The organism is uncultured Faecalibaculum sp. (assembly GCF_910588395.1).
Classification (GTDB): domain Bacteria; phylum Bacillota_I; class Bacilli_A; order Erysipelotrichales; family Erysipelotrichaceae; genus Faecalibaculum.
In genome coordinates this window covers 1-23,331 of sequence record NZ_CAJUPA010000014.1, presented here as the reverse complement: position 1 = coordinate 23,331, position 23,331 = coordinate 1, and the positions used below count along the sequence as shown (strand labels likewise).

Below are 23,331 nucleotides of genomic sequence, written 5' to 3'. Positions count from 1 at the left end.
CTGATGCCCCGGCTTCACCGGCAGAAATTGGATAAGAAAAATCAAGGTTAAACGGCACAATTAATCTCTGACTGGGTACTGGAGGCAAGACACGACGAAAAGGCAGATCCATCAGTCTGCCTTTAATTGTTTTTGGGTTTTCTGTTCCCCTCTTTGACAAAACTCCTTATAATGGAGAGTGTCTAAGGTACATGGTTTTGGTATTGCACATACCGTAGGCGGTCCGTAACAGCTTGCCTGAGGCAGCTATTACAGCGGCAGTATGAGCCAGTGGGTGGTTCTGCTGCCTTTTCTTTTTGTAGTATTCACTGATCGGATCATAAGGATCCCCCTGCTTCAGATTGCACGTCACAGCCAGATACAGAATAGTTCGCAGTCGTCTGTTCCCCTTTTTTGAGATCCCCAGATGCTCTCCCTTCTTTTCTTCTGACTGGTTCTTTCGGGGATCAAGTCCCGCATAGGCGATCAGAGCCTTTACATTCCGGAAACGACTGATGTCTCCGACTTCCGCCAGTATTCTGGCGGCCAGATTGGCTCCCACTCCCTTGATGGAACACAGACACTCGAAATACTCGCTGTCGGCAGCCCTGGCGATAAGCTGCTGCAGGATCTCCTTGCAACGCCTGTCACAGGCCAGGATATCATCAATCTTTCTGATCAGGAGCTCCACTTCCAGATCATCTTTCTCACATCCTGGATAAGTGGTCTGCGCCAGCCTGATCATCTTGTCCACCCACCTGGCCACACGATTTTCAGACATTCTCGTATCTTTCATGACTCTGCGGATGACTGTCTCCCGCTTCTTGTGAAGGATCATCTCGGGATGTGGAAAACGTCTCAGGGCTATCAGCGAGATGGGTGTATAGGGGTCCTTTCCCAGCGTCTGGTATCCGGGGAACACGATCGCGAGCGTGGACTGGAAGGATACCTTGTAGGTCCTCAGGTGATTCATCGTTTCCTCGTATTCACGGTTCATGAGCCGCAGAGCATGCCAGTAGGGATCTTCCTTCTCCTTAGGGGCTTTCTTCGTTTTGGAGAAATAAGCCTGGGCAATATAAGCAGGATCTGTCTTGTCAGTTTTCTTTCCGTGGATGTCAGTCCGTCTCTGGGCAGCGGATTCCAGGGGGCTGATCTGACAGATGCGATAGCCGTGGCTGAGCAGATACCGTTCAACAGGCCGGGTGTAGACACCAGTGGCTTCATAAACAAAGACAGGCTCTGCTGCCAGTTTCTCCTGCAGTTTCATGACCCTCTCCTCAAGAAAAGCCAGACCATCCTGATCGTGTCTGAACTTCAAGGACGGGCCCAAAGGTTCGCTGGAAGATTTGAAGCATCTGAAATGACTGGATCCATTGGATACATCGATGGCGACTGCAAATTCATTCATGATTTCCCTTGCTTTCCAGAAAGACACTGCCTTCTTTTACCTTTTCATCCGATTTTCGTGTTAGATAGAGATTCACCTTTTCATATAAGGGATCGATTTGGATAAAACTGGATATCGAAAAGGAAAGAAGGAAGAACATTTTCTGTGTATGGATCACAATTATGTCCAAAAACGCCCTGTTCTTTCCGTCTTTCGACCTCATCCTATTCGCATGCCTGCCAATAGAAAAGGCCAGGAACATGCTGCTCCCGACCATAACAGTCACTGAAAGCCACCCTTGCATTCCGGGAATGTCCTGTTGTTTTATGCTTCCAGATTCAGCTGTAATAACCAGGTGAATGTTCCTGGTTTCAGGATACGAAAAAAAGATGCAGACTTTGATTTGCATCCGTTTCATTTCTCAGGATATGAAAAACCGCAGCCAGCCTGTTCAGGCCACACTGCGGTTTGTGTCTTAATATCCTGGTACGAGAAGCCCCTCCATGACCAGTTTCTGGTTGCGCAGAACCAGGTCCGTGTCGATCAGACTGTTGATCAGAGATGCCAGTTCCCGGCGTTCCTTGCGGACGACGATCACGGCTTCGGTGTCTTTCTCTTCTTCAAATTCCAGCACTTTGTAGCTGGCGTCGTAGAGCTTTTCCTGGATTTCGTCCATGTTCCAGATGGCGGCGTCAACTTCTCCGGAGAGCACTTTCTGCATGACCTGGGTATAGCCGACGTTCTGGTAGGTGACGTGTTTGCCGCGGCAGAGCCATTCGGTCATTTCTTTCTGGTCCACGGAGGAAAGGTCCACGCCGACGGTCATGCCGTCCTGAATGTCCCGGCAGTCGGGGTCGTGGAAGACGGCGACGTGGTTGGAGAGATAGGAGTGCAGGCCGAAGCGCTTGACGATGCGGATTCCGATTCCGCTGGCGATCATGCGCTGGGCGGCGTAGAGGGAGATGACGGCGAAGTCGTAGCGGTCGGAGAGGACCATGGAGACGCGGTTGCGGGAGCCGCGCATGAAGGCAAGGGAGACAGGGATGTCGTACTGGTTTTCGACGTTGGCGACCAGTCCTGTGGCGAGTCCTTCGTAGCGTTTGGAGTAGGGCAGGGGCATGACGCCGAGGATGGTCTGGATGCCGGCGATTTCCAGCAGCTTTTTGACGTCGCGACGGACAAGGATGGTGCCGGATTGTCCGTGGGATTCCAGGGTGACGGCGCCGCTTTTCTGGAGGAGCTTCAGGGCGTTCTGGACGGTTCCCCGGGCGAGCTGAATTTCTTCGTTCAGTTCGGTGACTGTGGGTATTCTGTCTCCTTCTTCATAGGCCAGCAGCAGCTTGGCCAGTTTTCTGGTGGACAAGCCGTTTTTGCTGTAAAGAAGTTTCTGAAGCGGCATAATCTGTTACCTCGTTTCCGTTGAAACTATTAAACCACTGAAACAGCAGGTTTGTACAGGAATTTGTATATTGAATTTCGGGAGTTGTCGGGAGGGAGGGCGGTATACTGTGAACAGAGAAGAAATCCATCATTCGCTTTGGACAATCCAGGGTCTGGCACATCTGAGCGGCATGGAAATCGATGATGAAGAACTTTTGAAGATCAGCGGGTCAAAAGAGGAATGCACCATGGAACTGGCATATACATTTCTGAGCAAGGAACAGGCGGAGGCAGCTCTGCGGCAAGAATTCCAGCAGGGCGAGGTTTCCGGGATCAGGAAAGGTGCCGAAATGACCATGAGCAGAGTCCGTGAGCTCTTGTCATGGCTGAAAAAATCCAGCCGGGAAAACGAGGCTGACCGGGCTCTCAGCTCTGAACAGCTGTTTGAACAGTACTGGAATGAAATGCAGAGCAGCCTGAAAAACTGATCAGGCTCAATCAGGCCGCAGGACCCAATCAGAGGTGCTGCGGCTTTTGTATGGCAGAAGGGCTGAGCAGTGGACAATTGCACACAACGAAAAAGCTGCCTTCCTTTTGGGAACCGGCAGCTTTGCTGTCTCTGTTTCTGTCAACGGGCAGCTTCAGATGACCCGCTCCAGGAAATAATCATCCATGACATATCCCTGTCCAATGTCCGTCACATCTTCGCCGATCTGCACAAACCCCTTGGCAGCATAGACATCCAGACTGTGTCGGTTGTGCTTGTTGCAGGTGAGCCACACTCTGTCATAGCCATAATCCCGCCCGGTATCATACACCATCTGCAGCATGCTGCTGGCAATGCCCTGTCCGCGGCTTTCCTTTCGCAGATAGAGCTTGGAGAGAAACAGCCGGTCTTTCTGAAACTGCAGACCGATGTAGCCGATCAGCTGACCATCCTGCCGCACCTGCCAGTAGCCGTAGTGCTCCTGTTCCACCTGGCGGATCATCGCTTCCGGGCTCTGAAACCGGGCCACCATATAGTCGATCTGATCCGGTGTCAGCAGGCTGCAGAAATACTCATGCCAGATGGCATCCGCCAGGGTGGCGGTTTCCATCAGCATCGTATCATTGATGCACGGAATGATTTCAATCATTGTCAGATTCTCCTTTCCTGCCGCTGCCTGATTACTTCAGCAGCTTCCGGATCAGCCAGTCGGCTTTTTTCGAAAAAGGCCGGTAGCGCAGGGGCACATCGACCCAGAGCCCTTTTTCCACCACACTTTTGGGATGGGTGAAGGTATCGAACCCGAATTTGCCATGATACTGCCCCATGCCGGAATCTCCGACCCCGCCAAAGGGCATCCGGTCGCTGGCCAGCTGGATCACCGTATCGTTCACGCAGCCGCCGCCAAAGCGCATGCTGGTTTTCATCCACTGAATGTGGTCATGGTACCGGGAAAACAGATAGCAGGCTAGAGGATGGGGCAGTTCCTTCATTTTCTGCACCACGTCTGTCTCCCAGTCCCGGTATGTGAGCACCGGCAGAATGGGACCGAAGATTTCTTCCTGCATCACCGGATCGCTCCACTGCACATCATCCAGGATGGTCATGGCCATATGCGGATATTCCCGTCCGCGGGTATAGACCGGACGGCCCAGCTTTTCTTCCGCATCGATCAGCCCGGACAGCCGGCTGAAGGCTTTCTCCGTAATGATCCTGGCCTGGGCATTCACCTGGATCCCGGCTTCATGCCGCAGCAGCTTCACCAGGTCATCCTTCACGGATTCCTGTACCAGGACATAGTCCGGTGCCACACAGGTCTGTCCGGCATTCAGAGCCTTGCCCCAGATAATCCGCCTGGCGCTCAGTGCCAGGTCGGCGGTTTCATCCACGATGGCCGGACTTTTGCCGCCCAGTTCCAGTGTCACCGGGGTGACGAATTTTGCCGCCGCTTCCAGCACCACCTGTCCCACGTGACGGCTGCCGGTAAAGAATATGTAGTCAAAGCGCTGCTGAAGCAGGGCGCTGTTTTCCGCATGACCGCCCTGAATCACCGCCACATATTCCCGGGGGAAAATGGATGCCAGCATATCCGCCATGACCTGGGAGGTATGGGCGCTGGCGCTGCCGGGTTTGAGCACGACGGTGTTGCCTGCGGCAATGGCTTCCGCCAGCGGAGCCATGGACAGCAGGAAGGGATAGTTCCAGGGGCTCATCACCAGCACTGTGCCATAGGGCATTTTCACGATACGGCTGCGGGCATAGAAATTGGCCAGGGGCGTCAGGGTGCAGGTCTGCCGGGCAAATTCATCCAGATGCCGGCGCTGATACCGGATCTCCGAAAGCACCAGGCTGATTTCCGTCATCCAGCTCTCGGTGGCATCCTTGCCCAGATCTGCCTGCAGCGCCTGCTGGATTCTGTCCTGCCAGGCGTAGATGGCGGCTTCCAGCCGGGCCAGCTGCTTTTTCCGGAAGGCTGTGTCCAGGGTGGCGTCTGTATCAAACCACGCCCGCTGGGCTGCCACGATTTCCTTGATTGTTTCTGTTTCCATGCTCCAAGTGTAGCACGGTCAGTCTGCATAACCGGTCTGAATCAGAAAAAGCCGGTCCCTGACCTGCAAAAACCGGCTCTGGCTCATTCCCCTGCTTCTTCGTCCCACAACCGGGCATCCAGATCCCGGCCCCAGCGCAAAAAGGTTGTGTGGGAGATATCCAGCTGCCGGGCTGCCTCCCGGCAGGAAATGTTTCCTTTCTTGTACTCTGCATACAGATTCTCGAATGCCGGGGGCATTCCCAGAGGGCGGCGCCCCAGCCGGATTCCCCGGGCTTTCACCCCGTTGAGACCGGAGACTTTCCGCTCTTTCCGGGACAGTGCCGCGGAATCATTGAGATAGGACAGGATGCTGCAGAAATCCCGGGGATGTTCCACCGCAAAGGGGAAATCCAGAAGTTCCACATCCACGTCTTTTTCCTTCAGCGTCTGCCAGTTCAGACAGACTTGTGACAGATTGTGACCCAGGGCATAAATGGAAGGCAGAGTGACTTTGTCCCCGGTCTCCACCACGTCCAGCAGTTCCTTGAGCGAAGGGTATCCGGTATCTCCATACAAATCACTGTAGATTTCCCCTTCACAGAACGGCTCCACCGTTTCACCGTTTTTCCGCAGCATATATCCATATTCCATGCGTCCACCTCCAGAACTCATATTCACCAAACTGCTTTAAAACATTTTTCTGACTTGCGCCTTTCAATTATCAGTATAATCGAAGGATTCGTTTTTCGCCTGTACATTTTGGTTCGCATGGAATAAAAATGCGCTGTCAGGGATTTTATTTGACTTTTGTCTTTGATCGACCTGCTTCTTCCTGTCGTAACGTAATCTGTAATTTTAATCAGAATCATCAGCTTCATTCATTTCGAACGGATCAGCTTATGATTTACTGTCTGTTTTGCACGTTTATGGAACATTTGTGACATCTCTTTCTTTTTCCGTCTGCCACAGAAAAAACCGCCCCGGTCAATATCCGGCGGCGGTTTCAGGATTCACTCTTCCAGGGTTACTTGGCCTGTGCCTGCTGAATGAACTGCATCAGCTGAGGTTCCGGCTGATAGCCTGCGGTGGCAGCAACAGGTGTGCCGTTCTTGAAGAAGAACAGGGTGGGCACGCTCTGCACCTTGAACGCCGCAGCGATTTCCGGGAACTTGTCAATGTCGCACTGGGCTACAGTGACACCTTCAGCCTTCTCGGATACTGCCTCCAGAACCGGGTGCAGCATTTTGCAGGGACCGCACCAGGTGGCGAAGAAGTCCATCAGCACGGCGGGCTCTTCTGTAATAGTTTTAAAGCTTTCCACGCTTTCCACTTGCTTGATCATGGGAATTACCTCCATTCCTTTTACGTGTTCATCATACCGCGATACGCAGACACACCCTTCTCAGTTGCTCAGAACCTCCTGATAGCTGAACAGGTCCGTACAATAGTCTCCGTCAAAGCAGGCGGTGCAAAGACCGGCAGTGCCTGCGGCATACCGCAGCTGCTGCGGGGTCATGAATTTCAGGGAGTCCGCTTCGATGTACTGCCGTATGGCGTCCACATCCATCCGGTGTCCGATCAGCTCTTCCTTCGTGCTGATGTCCACACCGTAGAAACAGGGCAGCTTCAGTACCGGACTGGCGATCCGCACATGGATTTCCCGGGCGCCGGCTTCCCGCAGCAGACGAACGATGCGCCGGCTGGTGGTGCCCCGGACAATGCTGTCGTCGATCATGATCACGGACTTGCCTTCCACGGCTTCCCGCACCGGGGACAGCTTCATGCGCACGCCCCGGTCCCGCATTTCCTGGGTGGGCTGGATGAAGGTCCGTCCCACATAGCGGTTCTTCACCAGACCGGTTTCAAAAGGAATGCCGCTGGCTTCCGAATACCCGATGGCGGCAGACAGACTGGAGTCCGGTACCCCGACGACCACATCTCCCTGTACATCATCGTCCTGTGCCAGCAGCCAGCCGGTCTGTTTCCGGAACTTGTGGACGTTCACATCTTCAATGACGCTGTCAGGTCTGGCAAAGTAGATGTATTCCATGGCGCAGATATGGGGTGTGCCCGGCTCGCGGTACTGCGAACGCCGGAGGATCCCGTCATCAAAGGTGCAGAAGCCCCCGGCGGGCACCGTTTCGCTGTCATAAATCCCCATGACTTCAAAGGCGCAGGTCTCGCTGGAAACCAGCCAGCCTTCCTGAAACCGGGCAGCGGACAGCGGCCTGAGTCCATGGGTGTCCCGGAAGGCGAAGAGCTTTCCCTCTCCTTCCACCAGCACCGCAAAGGCACCTTCCAGTCTGGCAGCGGCTTTCTTCACCCGCTCCTCCAGCGTTCCGGTTTCCATCCGGATCAGATGCAGGATCACCTCGGAATCACTGGTACCCTGGAAAATCGCTCCTTTTTCCTCCAGCTCGCGGCGCAGTTCCTTCTCATTCACGATCTGCCCGTTGTGCGCCACCGCCACATCCCCCAGCCGGCTGTGAGACACAATGGGCTGAATGTTGGCGGCTTCTGCGCCGCCGGCAGTGCTGTAGCGCACATGTCCGATGGCTGTGGACCCCTTCAGGGCGGTCAGTTCCGGTTTCCGGAACACATCCACGGTCAGCCCCCGGCCTTTGAGCACGGTGATCCGGCCTTCGTCCTGCACGGCGATGCCGCTGGCTTCCTGGCCCCGGTGCTGCAGGGAATGCAGACCATAGTATGTCATGCTGGCGGCATCCGGAATCTGATAGCAGCCGAACACCCCGCATTCTTCATGCAGTTCATCGAACATAAAAAACCCCCTGTCGCTGCTTCATTATACAACAGGGAGTCAATCGTCACACAGTGCCTCAGGAAGCCGGACCGGCCTTCTCCGGCTGCTGTTCCGGATCCGGTCGCAGACCCGCACGGATTTCTTTCTGCGCAATGTATTCCGACAGCAGTTTGTAGATGGCTGCCGCCACGGGAATGCCCATGACCATGCCGGCCACACCCGCCAGGGCTCCGCCGATCACGATCACCACCGTGACAAAAATGCCCGGGAGTCCCACGGAGTTGCCCACGATCCGGGGATAGATCACATTGGATTCAAACTGCTGGATCACACACAGGAAAATCAGGAACACCAGCGCCTTCATGGGAGACACTGTGAACACCAGGAAGCAGCCGATTCCGCCGCCGATGAAGGCGCCAATCATGGGAATGATGTTGGTCACGCCCACCAGAGTGCCGATCATCGGTGCATAGGGCAGCTGAAACAGCCACATGCCCAGGGTGCACAGGGTACCCAGGATCAGGGCGTCGGTGCACTGGCCAATGACAAACGAGCGGAACGAGCTGTCGAAGGTCACCAGAATGTGAGTCAGCCGGGCTTCTTTTTCCTTTGGCAGGTACAGGGCACACAGGCGGTGGTACAGCCGGACGAACCGTTCCTTGTCCGCCAGGATGTAAATGGCGAAAATCAGCATGATGATGCTGTTGACCGTTGCGCTGGTAATGCTTGTCACCACGGTGACAGCGGAGTTCAGAGCCCCCTGCACACCGCTGGAGAGGAACCCGGTGATTTTCTGGAACATGGAATTCCAGTCGATGTTCAGACTGTTGATGTAATCCGCAATCTGGGGATGGTCCTTGAACAGCTTGGAGAGAAACTCCTGCAGATCCCGGACATAGCCGGGAATCGTACGGATCAGCAGCTGAATGCTTTCCACCAGCTGCGGCAGCACCAGCACGCACAGCAGCGAAATGATGCCAATGAAAATCAGCAGCGACAGCGTGATGGCCAGCGGCCGGGCTTTTTTCTCCAGCTTCGGGCTTTTGTTTCTGAACCAGCTCTCAATGGGATACATGATCAGATTCAGCACGAAGGCAAGGCAGCCCCCCAGAATCAGAGGCAGCGCCGCATTCCAGAGCAGACTCAGCCCCTGCAGCACACCGGAAAAATTCAGAATGAACAGCACTGCGGCTGTCAGCGCCAGGATCAGTTTCCAGGGGATTTTGTATTTCTTCATGGCAGCTCCCTTCCTTTTATTCCATTTCAGTTATTCCATTTCGTACAGGTTGCAGCCGGCAATCCGGCAGCAGGTATGAATTTATTTTACCGGGAATGACAGGTGGTGTCTGCAAAACCGCCCGACGCCGGGAAGAGACAGCAAAAACCGCCGATACAGCTGACGGCGGTTTCCCGTTTCCTGACAGCCTGCGGACTTATCTGTCCTGCCGGCCGTAGTCGTCCTCCAGACGGATCACATCATCCAGGTGCGGTGTGCTCACTTCAATGATCGCACTGTCCTCCAGCGCCGTCACCCGGTGGCGTGCCCCGGGTTTCTGCTCATAGCATTCCCCCGGACGGTATACATGCACTTCGATTTCTCCGTTTTCGTTGTCTTCCTCCACCTGGATCTCGCCGTACAGGATGTAGGCATGTTCCAGTTTCTGCACGTGTTTCTGCAGGGAGCAGCGGGCGCCTTTTTTGAATCCGATCTCCTTCAGCGCATAGCTGTCATTGCAGGTGAACAGTTTTTCATAGCCCCAGGGCTTTTCGATGTATTTGATGACTTCCTGTTTCATGTCGTTTCTCCTCCTTCTGACTGCAGAACTCACTCCATGTTCGCATGCCGGCCGAACATGGTATCGGAATCCATGTGATGTTTTTCCATGAGCATCATGATCGCGCAGTCCAGAAACAGCCCTTCGCTCTGCTCAAAGAGAGACCCCATGGGCTGAATGGACCGGATCTGTCCTTCTTTTGCGGATTTGGGACTCGGAGCGGAAATTTCCACCACCACGTCGGCCATTTCGGCAATGGGGCTCTCCGGATTGATGGTGATCAGGGCAATCCGGGCACCCACTTCCCGGGCTTTCTGCGCATGGTTCACCAGGGATTTGGTGGAACCGGATCCGGAGCAGATCACCAGAACCCCGTCACTGGTGATGTTCGGTGTGCAGGTTTCCCCCACCACGTAACTCTGCCGGCCCATGTGCATCAGCCGCATGGCAAATCCTCTGATCTGGAACCCGGACCGGCCGGCTCCCGCACAGAAAATCTCTTTGGCTCCGTCAATCAGATTCACAAAGTCCGAAGCGGTTTCATCGCTGACAGACAGCAGTGTGTGCCCCAGTTCATCCAGTACGGTTTCCGCGTAGTTTTCGTAGGTCATGCTCTGTTCATCCTTTCTTTCATTTCCTCTGCCATGGCCGCCCGGTCCTTCGCATTGCAGATGGCACCGCCCACCACGATGATGCCGGGATTCTCCGCGGCAATCGCATCAATGGTGTCCAGCTTGACGCCGCCGGCCACCGCCGACTTCGCGTTTCTGATGACACTGTTGACGATTTTCAGATCCTCCAGGGGATCTTTCTGCCCGGTGCCCTGAATGTCGAAAGCCGTGTGCACACAGATGTAATCCACGCCCATGGCATCGATTTCCTTTGCCCGGCCGGCCAGATCCTGTACCGCAATCATGTCCACCATGACCTGTCCGCCGTGCTTTCTGGCGGAGCGGACCACGCCTTCGATGGTTTCGTCATAGGAAACCCCCAGCACGGTGACAATGTCGGCGCCTGCTTCGAAACATTTGTCAGCTTCAAATTCTCCCGCGTCCATGATCTTGGCATCTGCCAGCACTTCGATTTGCGGGAACGCCGCCTTGATGGCCTTCACCGGCGCCATCCCTTCTTCGATCACAAAGGGTGTTCCCACTTCTGCCACATCCACGGCTCCATGGGTTTCCCTGAGCAGATCCAGACACTCATCCAGTGTCAGCGTATCCAGTGCAGCCTGCAGTTTCATATCAGGTTCCTCCTTCTTTCCGGCCCGGCCGGCTCTCTTCGTTTGACAATCTCATCATAGCCGGCAGCCGTTGGATTCTCCATGCAGAAATTGGATTATTGGGAACTGCCGAAATATAATCTGGTTTTCCCTGAATTTTCTGCGGTTATTCCCATTTTCAGACCCGTTTTGTCAACTTCTGTTTCCCGGCACGCTATACTGATGTCAGTTAAGCCGCAGACAGGAGGTCAGTCCAGTGAAAACCAAAGCCATACGGCGGCAGGATCAGCTCTGGCAGCTGCTCAGTGAAGCCGGCACCATGAAAATCTCGGCTCTTGCCGCACAGCTCCAGGTCAGCGACGAAACCATCCGCAAGGACCTGCAGGTTCTTCAGGAACGGGGTCTGGTCGAAAAAACCCATGGTCATGCCCGGATCATCTCGGAACACATCTGGCTGCCGGTGAACATGAAAATCACCGACCACGCCCTGGACAAGCAGCAGATTGCCGGCCGGGCGCTGCAGTTCGTCAAAGACGGCAGTGTCATCTGGCTGGATCCCGGCTCCACGGTACTGGCGCTGGTGCCGCTGCTGGCTGCAAAGAAAGACCTGACGATCATCACCAATTCCCTCTCTGCTGCCCAGGCGCTTTCCCAGACAAAGCACACCCTGATTCTCACCGGCGGCAGACTCGATTCCAAGGGACAGAGCCTCACCGGGACCACCGCCGTGGAAAGTCTCCGTCCGTTTTCCCTGGACGCCGCATTTTTCGGCTCCGATGGATTTGCACACACCGATGGCCCCACGACTTTTTCCTTTGACGAGGTGCTCATCAAGCACGAAGTTCTCCGCCGCGCCCGGCAGCGGATCCTGCTGGCAGACGGCTCCAAGTTTGGAAGCAGCGGCACGTTCTGTTACGCGGATTTTTCAGAACTGTCGGCTCTGATCACCACGCGGCTGAGTCCGGAACAGCGAAAAAAAGTGGCTGGCGTCCCCCGGATCATCGAAGCCGGCACAGAGAAAAACTGACTGCTTCCCCGGTCATTTTCAGACACAAAAAACCGCGGCATCAAAAATCATTCAATGCCCGCGGTTTTTGTGTATCCTGTCACTGACCTGCAGAGAATCAGAACAGACCGGTGATTTTTCCTTCTTCGTCAATATCCATATCCAGGGCGGACGGATGCTTGGGCAGTCCGGGCATCGTCAGCACCTTGCCGGTAAGAGCCACCACAAATCCGGCTCCCAGAGACGGACGCAGTTCCCGGACGGTGATGTCAAAGTGTTCGGGACGTCCCATTTTCGCGGGGTCATCCGAGAGAGACATCTGGGTCTTGGCCATGCAGACAGGCAGTTTGTCCCAGCCATGCTTCCGGAACTCCGCCAGCTGCTCTCTGGCTTCTTCCGTGAACTGCACCCCGTCCGCGCCGTATACCTTCCGGGCAATGATGGCGGTTTTCTCTTCAATGGGCAGCGTTTCATCATACAGAACCGCGAAATCGTTGGGCTGTTCCGTCAGCGCCACGACTTTTTCCGCCAGGTCCAGTGCTCCTTCGCCGCCTTTGGCCCATACCTGGGAAAGAGACATCGGATGACCGTTCTCTTCGCACCAGGTCTGGAGCGCTTCGATTTCCCGGGGGGTGTCGCTGGAAAACTCATTGATGGCAATCACATAGGGCAGCCCAAAGGCCTTGACCGTCTCGATGTGCTTTTCCAGGTTGGCGATTCCCGCTTGCAGAGCCGGCACATTTTCCGTGCCCAGATCCTCAAACGCCACACCCCCGTGCTGCTTCAGCGCCCGGATCGTGGCCACGATCACCACCGCCGAGGGATGAAGATCCGCCAGCCGGCACTTGATGTCCAGGAACTTCTCCGCGCCCAGATCCGCACCGAACCCGGCTTCCGTCACCACATAGTCCGCCAGCTTCAGCGCCGTGCGGGTGGCAATCACCGAGTTGCACCCATGGGCGATGTTCGCGAAGGGCCCGCCGTGGATCAGCACCGGGTTGTGCTCCAGTGTCTGCACGAGATTGGGCTTTACTGCGTCTTTCATGACCATGGCCATGGCCCCTTCCACTTTCAGATCCCGGGCATAGACCGGATCGCCGTCGAAATTGTATCCCACCAGCATGTCGCCGAACCGCTTTTTCAGATCCTGCAGATCCCGGGCCAGACACAGTGCTGCCATGACTTCGCTGGCCACGGTGATGTTGAATCCGTCTTCCCGCTTGATTCCGTTGGCTTTCGGACCCAGACCAATGCTGATCTGCCGCAGTTCCCGGTCATTCATGTCCAGACAGCGCCGGAACGTGATTCTCTCCGGATCAATGCCCAGCTCATTGCCCTGGTGGATGTGGTTGTCAATCACCGCGGAAAGCAGGTTGTTGGCCGTGGTGATGGCGTGCATGTCGCCGGTGAAATGCAGATTGATGTCTTCCATGGGCACCACCTGGGCATAGCCGCCGCCGGCAGCGCCCCCCTTGAGGCCGAACACCGGTCCCAGACTCGGTTCCCGCAGAGCCATCATCGTCCGCTTGCCCAGACGGTTCAGGGCATCTCCCAGGCCCACAGTGGTGGTGGACTTGCCTTCGCCGGCTTTGGTGGGATTGATGGCGGTCACCAGGATCAGCTTTCCATCCGGACCTGTCAGAGAATCCAGGTACTCTTGGGAGAGTTTCGCCTTGGTCTTTCCATAGGGTTCCAGCGCATCGGCGGGAATGCCCGCTTTGGCAGCCACTTTGTCAATGGGGTCCAGCACACAAGCCTGTGCAATTTCCAGATCTGTCAGAGCCATCAGTCCATGTCCTTTCTTCCGATATCCGTGCGGTAAAACAGTTCCGGGCAGCGGATGCTGTCCAGTTCCCGGTATGTATGCGCAAAGGCTTCTTCCAGGGTGTCCTCCATGGTCACCGCCATGAGCACCCGTCCGCCGTCTGTCAGCAGCTGCCCATCTTCGTTGCGGGTTCCCATGTGGAAGATCTGCGCGTCTGTATCAGCAATTTCAATGGGTGCGCCTTTGGTGCTGCCTGCAGGGTACCCCGTGCTGGCCAGCACCACGCCGTGGCAGGTCTTCGGCGACCACTGCAGGCTGACGGGTCTGCCATCCATGACCGACAGGATCGCCTCCACAAAATCGCTCTCCAGCCGGGGAAGGATGACCTCGGCTTCCGGATCCCCGAACCGGGCATTGAATTCAATGACTTTGATGCCGTCTTCCGTCAGCATGAGCCCGCCGTACAGGAATCCGGTGAAGGGAACCCCTTCGCTGACCAGCGCAGCCGCCATGGGCTCCATGACAGTTTTCATGGTTTCCTCCAGGATCTCCGGCGTGATTTTCCGAACCGGAGAATAGGAACCCATGCCGCCGGTATTCGGGCCTGTGTCGCCATCGCCCACACGTTTGTGATCCTGCGCCGTTTCCAGCGGAATCACCAGACCATCGTGTACCAGGGCGATGAGACTGTACTCGAATCCCTCCAGGTATTCTTCGATGACCACCCGGCCGCCTTCCTGGGCAAACGCCGCATCCACAGCCTCCAGAGCTGTATCCAGATCCATGGCCACCGTGACACCCTTGCCGGCCTTCAGGCCGTCTTCCTTGATGACAATGGGAGCACCCTGCGCCTGTACCCAGGCCCGGGCAGCTTCTGCGTCATCAAAGGTGTGCCAGGCTGCTGTGGGAATGCCGTATTTCTTCATGATTTCCTTGGCGAAATCCTTGGAGGATTCCACCTGCGCCGCGGCTCTGGAAGGACCGAATACCCGGATTCCCGCTTCTTCCAGGGCATCTGCCATACCCGCCGCCAGAGCGGACTCCGGACCAATCACCGCCAGATCGATGCCTTCCTGCCGGGCAAACTGCACCATGGCCTCTGTGTCAGAGTCACTGATGTTCACATTCGTGCCGATACATCCCATGCCCGGGTTGCCCGGCGCGCAGAACAGCTGCGTGCAGCGGGGTGAAGCCGCCAGGGCGGAAGCCAGGGCGTGTTCCCGGCCGCCCTTGCCAATGACCAAAATCTTCATATCCATTTCCTTTCATCCGATATGGTCCATGGTAACATGATTTGTCACCGGACCGACAGGTCATTTTGGAAGATTGGAATCATAAAAAGACTCTCCGGAACATTGCGGAGAGTCTGCAGCCAGGTCAGTTGTTCACGCCGTGATGTGCCGCCACGGAATCCTCTGTCAGCGGCAGGAATACATACCCGTTGTCCTTGTAGTATTTGATGATCTGCGGAAGGGCCTGCACTGTGGTGTTCTTGGCCATGGTGTCATGGAACAGAATCGTGCAGTACTGTTCTTCACAGGCTGTCGCTCCCTGCACAATCGTGTCCACCGGCATGTCATTGCCGCTGGCATCCCCGCTGGATACATTCCAGTCAAAGTACTCATAGCCCTTTTCATGAACCAGATCCACGAGCTGGCTCATGATGCCCTGGGTGTAGCTGGCAGAAATGGTGTTGGAGCTGCCGCCGGGAAACCGGATGATCTTCGGCGCTTCCCCGGTGATGTCTTTGACCATATCCGATATCTTCTGCAGATCCTGGAAGTAGTTGTCCACGGAGGAGTACACATAGGAATAGTCGTGGGTGTAGGTATGCAGACCAATGGCATTTCCCTCATCGTACGCCTGCTTGATGTATTTGTTGTCCGCCTGTCCATTGCCCGTCACAAAGAACGTGGCTTTGGCACCGTTTTTCTTCAGGATATCCAGGATCTTTCCGGTGTTTTCACTGGGACCGTCGTCAAAGGTCAGGAAGACAACCTTCTTTCCGTATTCCGGATTCTTCTCCACCGTCACCTTCTGCTTCATCTCGCTTTTGTTGCCCGAACGGTCGGCAGCCATGACTGTCACTTCGTAGTCTCCGGCTTTGGTCATGTCAATGGTGCTCTCATCCCAGGTGATGGCGGGTTCCGGATCCATGTCATCTGTGGCAGAGATCCCGCTCAGTTCAAACGCCGTGCCCTGCTTCACCTTCAGCACTTCGTTTTCCGACTTCAGCTCCGGCTTGCGGGTATCCTCCACCCGGTCCAGCGTCGCCTGCCGTTCAGTGGTATTGCCCGATGCATCCGTGGCCACGATTGTCACCCGGTGCTTGCCCCGGGGCGTCAGGTCTTCGGTGTCCTTTGCAAAAGCCACAGTGACCTCGGAGGCATCCTTGGCCTGGGTGACCATATCCTCCGGCTTCACCTCCTGGGTCATGTCCGCCATGATGTCCTGCACCTCCAGAACAGGCGGCGTGGTATCCGTTACATGCACCACCGCCCTGGCCTCGTGTCCCTTGAAGGAATACGTCAGCGGATAGTCCCCCACCTTGCTGGTATCCACCGTCCCGCTGATGGTGACCTCGTCTTTCGATCCGGGAAAGGCAATGCTGATGTTGGATCTGGGATCATATTTGTGCTTGTATTCTGTGGTCACTTCTCCCGCTTTCAGATGCAGCGGGGAAAACAGGAGCCAGACGCAGGTGCACAGCCCCAGCACCACTGCGGCTGCCAGTCCCAGCACCAGAAACCGTCCCCATCTGATGCGCCGGCGCCGTCTTCTTTTTCGTTTTGCTGCCATTGGTAAATCTCTCTTTTCTCAGTCAGTTCCGGCTGCAGAATCCGGAACCGCCGGCTGCAGAGATGGAACGTGTTCTGTTTATTACTATAGGGTATCTGTCCAAATTTTGCCAAAAGGTGGATTATACTTGTGATGAGAAAATACAGAATGAGGAGAGATGAACATGAAAATGATTATTTCGGTGATCTCCAGCGAAGACGCCGGAGAACTGGAAGAAGCGCTTTGCAAACACGGCTTTTCCAGCCTCCGGCTCGCTGCCACCGGCGGCTTTTTGCGGGGCGGCAACACCACGCTGATATCTGTCTGTGAAGACGACGATGTGCAGGATGTGATCTCCCTGGTCCGGGATCACGCAGGATCCCTTGAGTCTGCAGGCCCCCGCCTGGAACAGCCCTACACCCCCGTGGCTGCCAGTGGCGGAGCTGTATTCGTGCTGAATGTGGAAGAAGTGCTGAAAGTCTGAGCCGGGCATATGGAATTTGAAACATCCCGCACCAGAGAAAATCTGCAGGTGGCACTGGCCGGCGAAAGCCAGAACGCAACAGTTTCCCGCCAGATGAAAAAACACGTGAAGCTTCAGGACCGGGGACAGGCTGCGGACTTTGAAGCGGACATGCAGCTTGAGAAAGACCTGGCCCGGCAGTGGTTTGAAGTGCTGAACGAAGGTCCGGTGAACGGAACCCTGGCAAGTCTCCACGAAGCCGGTGCACAGTCCGGCAGAGAATGGAGCACGTTGTACCGGGACTGGGCAGCTGTGGCGGAAGAGGAAGGCTACCAGGATCTGGCCAGCCAGTTCCGGCAGGCTGCCGAAACCCGGGAACAGGCTGCAAAGAATCATGAACAGTGGCTTGCCGGTGCCCACGGCACTGCCGCCCCGGAAAACGGCTGATTTTCACCCCGTCAGGAAGGCAGAAACCCCTGCCTTCCTTTTCCATCCGCCACAGCTTCCCCCGGCAGCCGTCCAAAGTATGCCAGCCATCTCTGCAGGAACGTTCAATTATCATGAGGAACATGACGATTTATGGATATGCACGCGTTTCGAGCAGAGATCAGAATCCTGCCCGCCAGCTGGATACTCTCCGGGAGTTTCCGGTGGCAGAAAGCCACATCTACGTTGATCATCAGTCAGGAAAGGACTTCTCCCGTCCCGCCTGGCAGCAGCTGACAAAGCGCTGCAAAAAAGGTGATACCATTGTCGTCCATTCGCTGGACCGCCTGGGGCGCAGCTACACGGAAGTGGTCCGGGAATGGAAAAAGCTGACGGGATCCAGAGGCGTCCAGATGGTGGTGCTGGACATGCCGCTGCTGGACACCCGTCACGAACATCCGGATCTGACCCATGAATTCATCGTGGATCTCGTCCTGCAGATCATGAGCTATGTGGCGGAAAACGAACGCCGCTCCATCCGGCAGCGCCAGGCAGAAGGCATCGCCGCGGCCAAAGCCCGGGGCATTCATTTCGGAAACCCGGGAAAGCCTCTCCCGACAGATTTTCCCGAAACGGTACAGGCCTGGAGAAAGCAGGAGATCACCCTGCAGGAAGCCCTGAACCGGCTGGACTGCTCCCGTTCCTATTTCTATAAAAACGTAAAAACCCTGGGACTGTGAATCCCAGGGTTTTTGAATAGCCGGAGCATTGAAACAGTGAACGCCGGACTGATCAGTTTTCCAGTTCTTCCACCAGTGTATCGGTGGGTTCCAGGTTCTCCCGCACCCAGAGGAACGCCGATTCCGCAGCCTTGGCGCCATCTGCGGTGGCAGTGACAATCTGCCTAAGTTCCGTGACCCGGACATCTCCCGCCGCAAATACGCCGGGAACCTTTGTCATCATTTCCTGATTGGTGATGATGGCCCCATGTTCGTCACATACACCGAGATTCTGCACCATGGAAGACACCGGATCCTGGCCAATGTAAGGGAACACACCTGCAACATCCAGCAGTGTTTCCTCACCGGTTTTTACATTCCGGATCCGCAGCCCTGTCACTGTATCTTCACCTGTAATTTCCACCGGAACGGAATCTCTGATGACCTCCACTTTGGGATTGGCCATGACTTCCTTCTGCAGTTTTTCCTCCGCCCGGAACTGATCCCGGCGGATGATGATGTACATCTTGTCCACAAACTGAGACAGAAAACCGCTTTCCTCCAGCGCAGCGTTGCCGCCGCCGATCACGGCTACGGTTTTGTTCCTGAAAAAGGCACCGTCACATACAGCACAATAGGATACACCGCGGCCGACCAGCTCCTGTTCACCGGGAATTCCCAGCAGCCGTTCCTTCGTGCCGGTGGCTACAATCACAGCCCGGGCCCTGATTTCCTGCCCGTCCGTGAGTTTCACCGTCCGGTCTGGCAGAACCTCGCTGACCATCCCGGGAATGTATGCCGCCCCGAAAGCCAGGGACTGCTCATACATGGTCATGCCCAGATCCGGTCCAGGGATTTCAGCCACACCAGGATAGTTGGATACCAGATAGGTCTTCAGCATTTTGCCACCGGGTGCGCCCCCTTCAATCATGCAGGTTTTCAGCCCCGAACGGCTGGCATACAGGGCGGCTGTCATCCCCGCCGGGCCAGCGCCGATAATCGCTACATCATATATATCTTTCATTTTTGCAGCCTCCATTCTGTTTCAGTATAGGACCTGCAAACCGGTCTGTCCGCCGGAATGCGTAGATGGTCATTCTCAAAAAGCCTGCCGGCGAATCATTCCGGCAGGCTGGACCGGCAGCCGGCAGGACACACTCATTCGTCTGGACTGGTGGCACACCGGTTTCTGGCAATTTCCCGCAGGACCCGCTCTTCGAACTCCTTCGCTGAATTGATGCCTTCCTTCAGCAGCAGGAAATTGGTGACCGTGGTTTCAATGATGGTGGCCATGGGCCGTCCTTCACTGACAGGAATTTCCACATCCATCAGCTGAATGCCAAGAATTTCCGTGTATTTCTTCTCTTCGATTCCCACACGGTCGTAGCTGTTGTGACTGTCAAAGCGGCCCAGGGTGATCTGGAACTGTATCTCTGTCTGACGGGCAATGGATGTCACGCCGTACATTTTCTGAATGTCAATGATTCCCACGCCCCGCAGTTCCATGAATCCTTCGATCATGGGCGTGCTGCGTCCAATAAGCGTGTTGTGGATGCGGTAGCAGTCCACCCGGTCATCCGCCACCAGCTGATGACCCCGCTTGATCAGCTCCAGCACGATTTCGGATTTTCCCATACCGGACTTGCCGCAGATCAGGACACCCACACCGAAAATCTGGACCAGTTCTCCATGAATGATGAAACTGGGGGCCAGTTTTTCGTCCAGAAAATTGGTGATGTTGTTGACCACATAGGTGGTCTTTTCCAGGGTGCTGGCTACGGGAAAGTCCTTGCGGCGGGCAATTTCTTCCAGGATCTGGGGACACCGGCTGCCATTGGTGATGACAATGCCCGGTGTCATGGGACCGGTCAGAAACTCGAAAGCCCGGCGCTGGGCCACTTCATCCATTTCCTCATGAATGTAGCCCATTTCCTTGGCTCCCAGAATCACCAGACGGCGCCTGGCTGTGTCCGGAAAGTATCCGGCAAGTTCCAGCCCCGGACGGTTGGTATCCGGCAGGGTGACAGGTCTTTCCAGAGCCTGGGGACTGCCGGTCACCAGATCCCAGCCGAATTTGTCCAGCAGATCTCTGATAGTGGCTCTGGGCATGCCGTCACTTCCTTTCCAGCAGCGGTTTCAGGTACTGCCCGGTCCAGCTTTCCGGGACCTGCGCCACCTGTTCCGGCGTTCCGGCAGCCACAATGTACCCGCCGGCGTCACCGCCTTCCGGACCGATGTCGATGATCTGGTCCGCATTCTTGATCACATCCAGATTGTGCTCAATGACGAGCACCGTATCCCCATTATCCACAAGGCGCTGTAAAACTTCAATGAGTTTTTCCACGTCCGCGGAGTGCAGTCCTGTGGTGGGTTCGTCCAGCACAAAGAGGGTTTTTCCTGTGGGCTTTTTCTGCAGCTCGCTGGCCAGTTTCACACGCTGGGCCTCGCCGCCGGACAGCGTTGTGGCGCTCTGCCCCAGCTTGATATAGGACAGTCCAACATCCTTGAGAGTCTGGAGCTTGTGCCGGATCCGGGCAATGCCGTCGAAGAAATCCACGGCTTCTTCCACCGTCATGTCCAGGACATCCGCAATGGTTTTGTCCTTGTACTTCACCTGCAGCGTTTCTTCGTTGTATCGCTTCCCGTGGCAGGCATCACAGGGGACATACACATCCGGCAGAAAGTGCATGGAGATGCGCTTGATCCCATCTCCCTGACAGGACTCGCACCGGCCGCCTTTCACATTGAAGGAGAACCTTCCTTTGTCGTATCCCAGCAGCTTGGCTTCCTTCGTCTGGGCAAAAAGATCCCGGATATCATCGAAGACACCGGTGTAGGTGGCAGGGTTGGACCGGGGAGTTCTGCCAATGGGTTCCTGCCCAATCACCACCAGCTTGTCGATGTTTTCCAGTCCCTTTATTTCCCTGCAGGCACCGGGTTTCACCCGCAGCCGCCCCAGGGAATGTTCCACGCCCTTTGTCAGGACCTCCGTCACCAGGGACGATTTTCCCGAACCGGACACACCGGTCACCACCGTCAGGGTACCCAGACGGATCGTCGCATTGACCCCTTTCAGGTTGTTCTGCGTAGCCTTCACCACTTTCAATGTGGAGCCGTTGCCTTTCCGCCGTCTGGCCGGCACTGCAATGCTGCGTTTTCCGGAAAGATACTGACCGGTCAGAGATTCGGGACAGGCCATGATTTCCTCAGGGGTTCCGGCTTTGATGATTTCTCCGCCGTGCACTCCGGCTCCCGGACCCACGTCCACAATGAAATCGGAAGCCCGCATGGTATCTTCATCATGCTCCACCACAATCAGCGTGTTTCCCAGATCCCGCATTTCCTTCATGGTGCCGATCAGTTTGTCATTGTCCCGCTGGTGCAGGCCGATGGAAGGCTCGTCCAGCACATACATGACCCCCGTCAGCCGGGAACCGATCTGGGTTGCCAGGCGGATGCGCTGGGCCTCACCGCCGGAAAGCGTGGCAGCCAGCCGGTCCAGTGTCAGATAGGTCAGACCTACATTGTGCAGGAACTCCAGACGGCTGCGGATTTCCCTGGTGATCAGTTCCGAAACTTTCTTTTCTGTCTCGGTGAGCTGCAGTTCCTGCATGAAGCGGATTGCTTCATCCACCGGCATCTGCGTCCATTCATAGATGTTCTTGCCGCCGATGCGGACTGCAAGCACCTTTTCATTCAGCCTGGCTCCATGACAGACTTCACAGGTCTGGTCCGAAATGAACGATCCATACCATTCCCGGTTCCAGGAGGAATTGGTTTCCATGAACCGGCGCTCAATCAGGGGAATGACCCCTTCGATCATGTCGTTTTTTTCCGTCACCGAACCGGATCTGGAATACAGGGTATAACTGACAGGTTCCAGCGATCCGTAAAGAATCCGGTCCAGCTTTTCTTTCGGAATATCCCGGACCGGAGTATCCATGGGAATGTCATATTTGCGGATCAGTGCGTGCATTTTCTGCCACTCCAGGTTCTCCGTATCCACAATGTTTTTCAGATAGCGGATACCGCCCTGCCGCAGTGTCAGCGAAGGATCCGGAATCAGCAGCTCCATGTCCACACTCTGCGTAATGCCCAGTCCCTTGCAGTGGGGACAGGCGCCCAGTGGGGCGTTGAAGGAAAAGAGTTTGGGTTCCAGTTTCGGGACAGTAAAGCCGCAGATTTTGCAGGCGTAGTTTGCCGACAGGAGAAACTCCTCCTCACCGGCCAGGACATCCACCATGCCCTCTGCCAGATTCACAGCCGTTTCAATGGAGTCATAAAACCGGGATCTGTTGTCGCTTTTGATGATTCGGTCCACCACCACATCAATGTTGTGCTTCTGATTGCGGTTGAGCGGTTCCAGTTCTTCCAGGTAGACAATTTCACCATCCACCCTGGCCCGGATGAAACCGTCTTTGATGAGTTTGTCGAAGGTTTCCTTGAACGTTCCCTTTTTCCCCCGGACAATGGGAGCCATGATGGTGGTCCGGGTTCCGTCGGGCAGTGCCATCATCTGATCCACCATTTCAGATACGGTCATTCCCTGAATGGGTTCTCCATGTTCCGGACAGTAGGGAATACCGATCCGGGCATACAGAAGGCGCAGATAATCGTATATCTCCGTAACCGTCCCCACAGTGGAACGGGGATTGTTGGATGTGGTTTTCTGATCAATGGCAATGGCCGGGGACAGACCGTCTATCTGATCCACATCGGGTTTTTCAGAATTGCCCAGAAACTGCCGGGCATAGGCTGAGAGTGATTCCATGTACCGCCGCTGTCCTTCGGCATAGATTGTGTCAAAGGCCAGGCTGGTTTTTCCGGATCCGGAGACCCCGGTCATGATTACGAGTTTGTCCCTGGGAATATCCAGGTTGATGTTTTTCAGATTGTTCTCTCTGGCACCGCGGATTTTGATGGTATTTTCCATATGTTCTGTTTCCCCCTTTCGCTGATTTATATTGGCATAAGATAAATATCGCAATTTTCGTGCAATGTTATTCTACCACATTTGCGGTTTGACGCATATGGTTGAAGACTGACAATGAAAAACAGCCCCTGGCAGATTCACACCAAAGGCTGTCGCTTTCTTTTCCGGATTCATATCTCCACCAGTCTCTGAAAACCATACACGATATCTCTTCCCGTTTC

Annotated in this window: 23 protein-coding genes; 5 read left to right on the top strand and 18 right to left on the bottom strand. The window is 55.4% G+C overall.

Annotated features, from left to right (window positions below; genetic code table 11):
• Positions 1–166 precede the first annotated feature (166 nt).
• From QZ305_RS05220 to yhfZ, 3 genes are read right to left on the bottom strand one after another with little or no spacing between them, the layout of a single operon-like run.
• Entirely contained in the window at positions 167–1,387 is a 1,221-nt protein-coding gene (locus QZ305_RS05220) for an IS110 family transposase (protein ID WP_294730624.1), read from the bottom strand.
• Positions 1,380–1,784 (bottom strand): hypothetical protein, encoded by a 405-nt coding sequence (locus QZ305_RS05215; protein WP_294730622.1) that lies wholly within the window; start codon positions 1,782–1,784, stop codon positions 1,380–1,382. Before QZ305_RS05215 ends, QZ305_RS05220 begins: the two co-directional genes overlap by 8 nt.
• A gap of 57 nt (positions 1,785–1,841) precedes the next feature.
• Complete coding sequence (gene yhfZ, locus QZ305_RS05210) at positions 1,842–2,765, bottom strand: GntR family transcriptional regulator YhfZ (RefSeq protein ID WP_294730621.1); 924 nt, start codon at positions 2,763–2,765, stop codon at positions 1,842–1,844.
• Between the two features lie 109 nt (positions 2,766–2,874).
• Between yhfZ and QZ305_RS05205 the strand changes: the two genes are divergently transcribed.
• Positions 2,875–3,234, top strand: coding sequence for a hypothetical protein (locus QZ305_RS05205; protein ID WP_294730620.1), 360 nt, complete (start codon positions 2,875–2,877; stop codon positions 3,232–3,234).
• Positions 3,235–3,387: 153 nt separating this feature from the next.
• On the opposite strand, the gene QZ305_RS05200 is transcribed toward QZ305_RS05205, so the two are convergent.
• The 9 genes from QZ305_RS05200 to hxlA form a co-directional block, all read right to left on the bottom strand.
• Positions 3,388–3,882 (bottom strand): GNAT family N-acetyltransferase, encoded by a 495-nt coding sequence (locus tag QZ305_RS05200; RefSeq protein ID WP_294730618.1) that lies wholly within the window; start codon positions 3,880–3,882, stop codon positions 3,388–3,390.
• 31 nt (positions 3,883–3,913) lie between these two features.
• On the bottom strand, positions 3,914–5,281 hold the full coding sequence (locus tag QZ305_RS05195; RefSeq protein WP_294730616.1) for an aldehyde dehydrogenase family protein: 1,368 nt from the start codon (positions 5,279–5,281) through the stop codon (positions 3,914–3,916).
• 83 nt (positions 5,282–5,364) lie between these two features.
• Positions 5,365–5,913 (bottom strand): hypothetical protein, encoded by a 549-nt coding sequence (locus tag QZ305_RS05190; RefSeq protein ID WP_294730614.1) that lies wholly within the window; start codon positions 5,911–5,913, stop codon positions 5,365–5,367.
• Positions 5,914–6,286: 373 nt separating this feature from the next.
• Entirely contained in the window at positions 6,287–6,604 is a 318-nt protein-coding gene (gene trxA / locus QZ305_RS05185; protein WP_294730613.1) for a thioredoxin, read from the bottom strand.
• A 60-nt stretch (positions 6,605–6,664) separates the two neighbouring features.
• Positions 6,665–8,041: an amidophosphoribosyltransferase gene (gene purF / locus QZ305_RS05180; RefSeq protein WP_294730611.1), complete on the bottom strand. Its 1,377-nt coding sequence runs from the start codon at positions 8,039–8,041 to the stop codon at positions 6,665–6,667.
• A 58-nt stretch (positions 8,042–8,099) separates the two neighbouring features.
• A complete protein-coding gene (locus QZ305_RS05175; protein ID WP_294730610.1) occupies positions 8,100–9,260 on the bottom strand; it encodes an AI-2E family transporter in 1,161 nt (386 codons plus the stop codon).
• Positions 9,261–9,456: 196 nt separating this feature from the next.
• Positions 9,457–9,819 carry a hypothetical protein gene (locus QZ305_RS05170; RefSeq protein ID WP_294730608.1) on the bottom strand — a complete coding sequence of 121 codons (363 nt, stop codon included), beginning with the start codon at positions 9,817–9,819 and terminating at the stop codon, positions 9,457–9,459.
• Positions 9,820–9,848: 29 nt separating this feature from the next.
• The gene (hxlB, locus tag QZ305_RS05165) at positions 9,849–10,409 is read right to left on the bottom strand and encodes a 6-phospho-3-hexuloisomerase (protein WP_294730606.1); all 561 of its coding nucleotides are present in this window, start codon (positions 10,407–10,409) and stop codon (positions 9,849–9,851) included.
• Complete coding sequence (gene hxlA, locus QZ305_RS05160) at positions 10,406–11,041, bottom strand: 3-hexulose-6-phosphate synthase (protein WP_294730604.1); 636 nt, start codon at positions 11,039–11,041, stop codon at positions 10,406–10,408. The genes hxlB and hxlA overlap by 4 nt, the downstream gene beginning before the upstream one ends.
• Before the next feature lie 235 nt (positions 11,042–11,276).
• Between hxlA and QZ305_RS05155 the strand changes: the two genes are divergently transcribed.
• Complete coding sequence (locus QZ305_RS05155; RefSeq protein WP_294730603.1) at positions 11,277–12,047, top strand: DeoR/GlpR family DNA-binding transcription regulator; 771 nt, start codon at positions 11,277–11,279, stop codon at positions 12,045–12,047.
• A 97-nt stretch (positions 12,048–12,144) separates the two neighbouring features.
• On the opposite strand, the gene QZ305_RS05150 is transcribed toward QZ305_RS05155, so the two are convergent.
• The 3 genes from QZ305_RS05150 to QZ305_RS05140 form a co-directional block, all read right to left on the bottom strand.
• Entirely contained in the window at positions 12,145–13,812 is a 1,668-nt protein-coding gene (locus QZ305_RS05150; protein WP_294730602.1) for a formate--tetrahydrofolate ligase, read from the bottom strand.
• A complete protein-coding gene (purD, locus tag QZ305_RS05145) occupies positions 13,812–15,044 on the bottom strand; it encodes a phosphoribosylamine--glycine ligase (protein WP_294730601.1) in 1,233 nt (410 codons plus the stop codon). The genes QZ305_RS05150 and purD overlap by 1 nt, the downstream gene beginning before the upstream one ends.
• Before the next feature lie 124 nt (positions 15,045–15,168).
• On the bottom strand, positions 15,169–16,590 hold the full coding sequence (locus QZ305_RS05140; protein ID WP_294730599.1) for a polysaccharide deacetylase family protein: 1,422 nt from the start codon (positions 16,588–16,590) through the stop codon (positions 15,169–15,171).
• Positions 16,591–16,753: 163 nt separating this feature from the next.
• On the opposite strand from QZ305_RS05140, the gene QZ305_RS05135 reads away from it, so the two are divergent.
• The 3 genes from QZ305_RS05135 to QZ305_RS05125 all read left to right on the top strand — a co-directional run bounded on the left by QZ305_RS05135 (position 16,754) and on the right by QZ305_RS05125 (position 18,198).
• A complete protein-coding gene (locus QZ305_RS05135) occupies positions 16,754–17,053 on the top strand; it encodes a cyclic-di-AMP receptor (protein ID WP_294730598.1) in 300 nt (99 codons plus the stop codon).
• Positions 17,054–17,062: 9 nt separating this feature from the next.
• Positions 17,063–17,479 carry a hypothetical protein gene (locus QZ305_RS05130; protein ID WP_294730597.1) on the top strand — a complete coding sequence of 139 codons (417 nt, stop codon included), beginning with the start codon at positions 17,063–17,065 and terminating at the stop codon, positions 17,477–17,479.
• 122 nt (positions 17,480–17,601) lie between these two features.
• Positions 17,602–18,198 carry a recombinase family protein gene (locus tag QZ305_RS05125; protein WP_294730596.1) on the top strand — a complete coding sequence of 199 codons (597 nt, stop codon included), beginning with the start codon at positions 17,602–17,604 and terminating at the stop codon, positions 18,196–18,198.
• Between the two features lie 52 nt (positions 18,199–18,250).
• On the opposite strand, the gene trxB is transcribed toward QZ305_RS05125, so the two are convergent.
• From trxB to uvrA, 3 genes are all read right to left on the bottom strand, one after another.
• Positions 18,251–19,201, bottom strand: coding sequence for a thioredoxin-disulfide reductase (gene trxB / locus QZ305_RS05120; RefSeq protein WP_294730595.1), 951 nt, complete (start codon positions 19,199–19,201; stop codon positions 18,251–18,253).
• Between the two features lie 134 nt (positions 19,202–19,335).
• Complete coding sequence (hprK, locus tag QZ305_RS05115; protein WP_294730594.1) at positions 19,336–20,286, bottom strand: HPr(Ser) kinase/phosphatase; 951 nt, start codon at positions 20,284–20,286, stop codon at positions 19,336–19,338.
• A 4-nt stretch (positions 20,287–20,290) separates the two neighbouring features.
• Positions 20,291–23,110, bottom strand: a complete 2,820-nt coding sequence (gene uvrA, locus QZ305_RS05110; protein WP_294730593.1) for an excinuclease ABC subunit UvrA — start codon at positions 23,108–23,110, stop codon at positions 20,291–20,293.
• Positions 23,111–23,331: the final 221 nt, after the last annotated feature.

What these genes read in the sequence shown, in the direction of transcription:
- QZ305_RS05135 (WP_294730598.1), top strand. Translation starts at nt 16,754, where the DNA reads ATGAAAATGATTATTTCGGTGATCTCCAGCGAAGACGCCGGAGAACTG.
- trxA (WP_294730613.1), bottom strand. Translation starts at nt 6,604, where the DNA reads ATGATCAAGCAAGTGGAAAGCGTGGAAAGCTTTAAAACTATTACAGAA.
- purD (WP_294730601.1), bottom strand. Translation starts at nt 15,044, where the DNA reads ATGAAGATTTTGGTCATTGGCAAGGGCGGCCGGGAACACGCCCTGGCT.
- QZ305_RS05200 (WP_294730618.1), bottom strand. Translation starts at nt 3,882, where the DNA reads ATGATTGAAATCATTCCGTGCATCAATGATACGATGCTGATGGAAACC.
- QZ305_RS05140 (WP_294730599.1), bottom strand. Translation starts at nt 16,590, where the DNA reads ATGGCAGCAAAACGAAAAAGAAGACGGCGCCGGCGCATCAGATGGGGA.
- uvrA (WP_294730593.1), bottom strand. Translation starts at nt 23,110, where the DNA reads ATGGAAAATACCATCAAAATCCGCGGTGCCAGAGAGAACAATCTGAAA.
- QZ305_RS05215 (WP_294730622.1), bottom strand. Translation starts at nt 1,784, where the DNA reads ATGAAACGGATGCAAATCAAAGTCTGCATCTTTTTTTCGTATCCTGAA.
- QZ305_RS05150 (WP_294730602.1), bottom strand. Translation starts at nt 13,812, where the DNA reads ATGGCTCTGACAGATCTGGAAATTGCACAGGCTTGTGTGCTGGACCCC.
- hxlB (WP_294730606.1), bottom strand. Translation starts at nt 10,409, where the DNA reads ATGACCTACGAAAACTACGCGGAAACCGTACTGGATGAACTGGGGCAC.
- hxlA (WP_294730604.1), bottom strand. Translation starts at nt 11,041, where the DNA reads ATGAAACTGCAGGCTGCACTGGATACGCTGACACTGGATGAGTGTCTG.
- QZ305_RS05175 (WP_294730610.1), bottom strand. Translation starts at nt 9,260, where the DNA reads ATGAAGAAATACAAAATCCCCTGGAAACTGATCCTGGCGCTGACAGCC.
- hprK (WP_294730594.1), bottom strand. Translation starts at nt 20,286, where the DNA reads ATGCCCAGAGCCACTATCAGAGATCTGCTGGACAAATTCGGCTGGGAT.
- QZ305_RS05130 (WP_294730597.1), top strand. Translation starts at nt 17,063, where the DNA reads ATGGAATTTGAAACATCCCGCACCAGAGAAAATCTGCAGGTGGCACTG.
- trxB (WP_294730595.1), bottom strand. Translation starts at nt 19,201, where the DNA reads ATGAAAGATATATATGATGTAGCGATTATCGGCGCTGGCCCGGCGGGG.
- QZ305_RS05195 (WP_294730616.1), bottom strand. Translation starts at nt 5,281, where the DNA reads ATGGAAACAGAAACAATCAAGGAAATCGTGGCAGCCCAGCGGGCGTGG.
- QZ305_RS05170 (WP_294730608.1), bottom strand. Translation starts at nt 9,819, where the DNA reads ATGAAACAGGAAGTCATCAAATACATCGAAAAGCCCTGGGGCTATGAA.
- yhfZ (WP_294730621.1), bottom strand. Translation starts at nt 2,765, where the DNA reads ATGCCGCTTCAGAAACTTCTTTACAGCAAAAACGGCTTGTCCACCAGA.
- QZ305_RS05190 (WP_294730614.1), bottom strand. Translation starts at nt 5,913, where the DNA reads ATGGAATATGGATATATGCTGCGGAAAAACGGTGAAACGGTGGAGCCG.
- QZ305_RS05125 (WP_294730596.1), top strand. Translation starts at nt 17,602, where the DNA reads ATGACGATTTATGGATATGCACGCGTTTCGAGCAGAGATCAGAATCCT.
- QZ305_RS05220 (WP_294730624.1), bottom strand. Translation starts at nt 1,387, where the DNA reads ATGAATGAATTTGCAGTCGCCATCGATGTATCCAATGGATCCAGTCAT.
- purF (WP_294730611.1), bottom strand. Translation starts at nt 8,041, where the DNA reads ATGTTCGATGAACTGCATGAAGAATGCGGGGTGTTCGGCTGCTATCAG.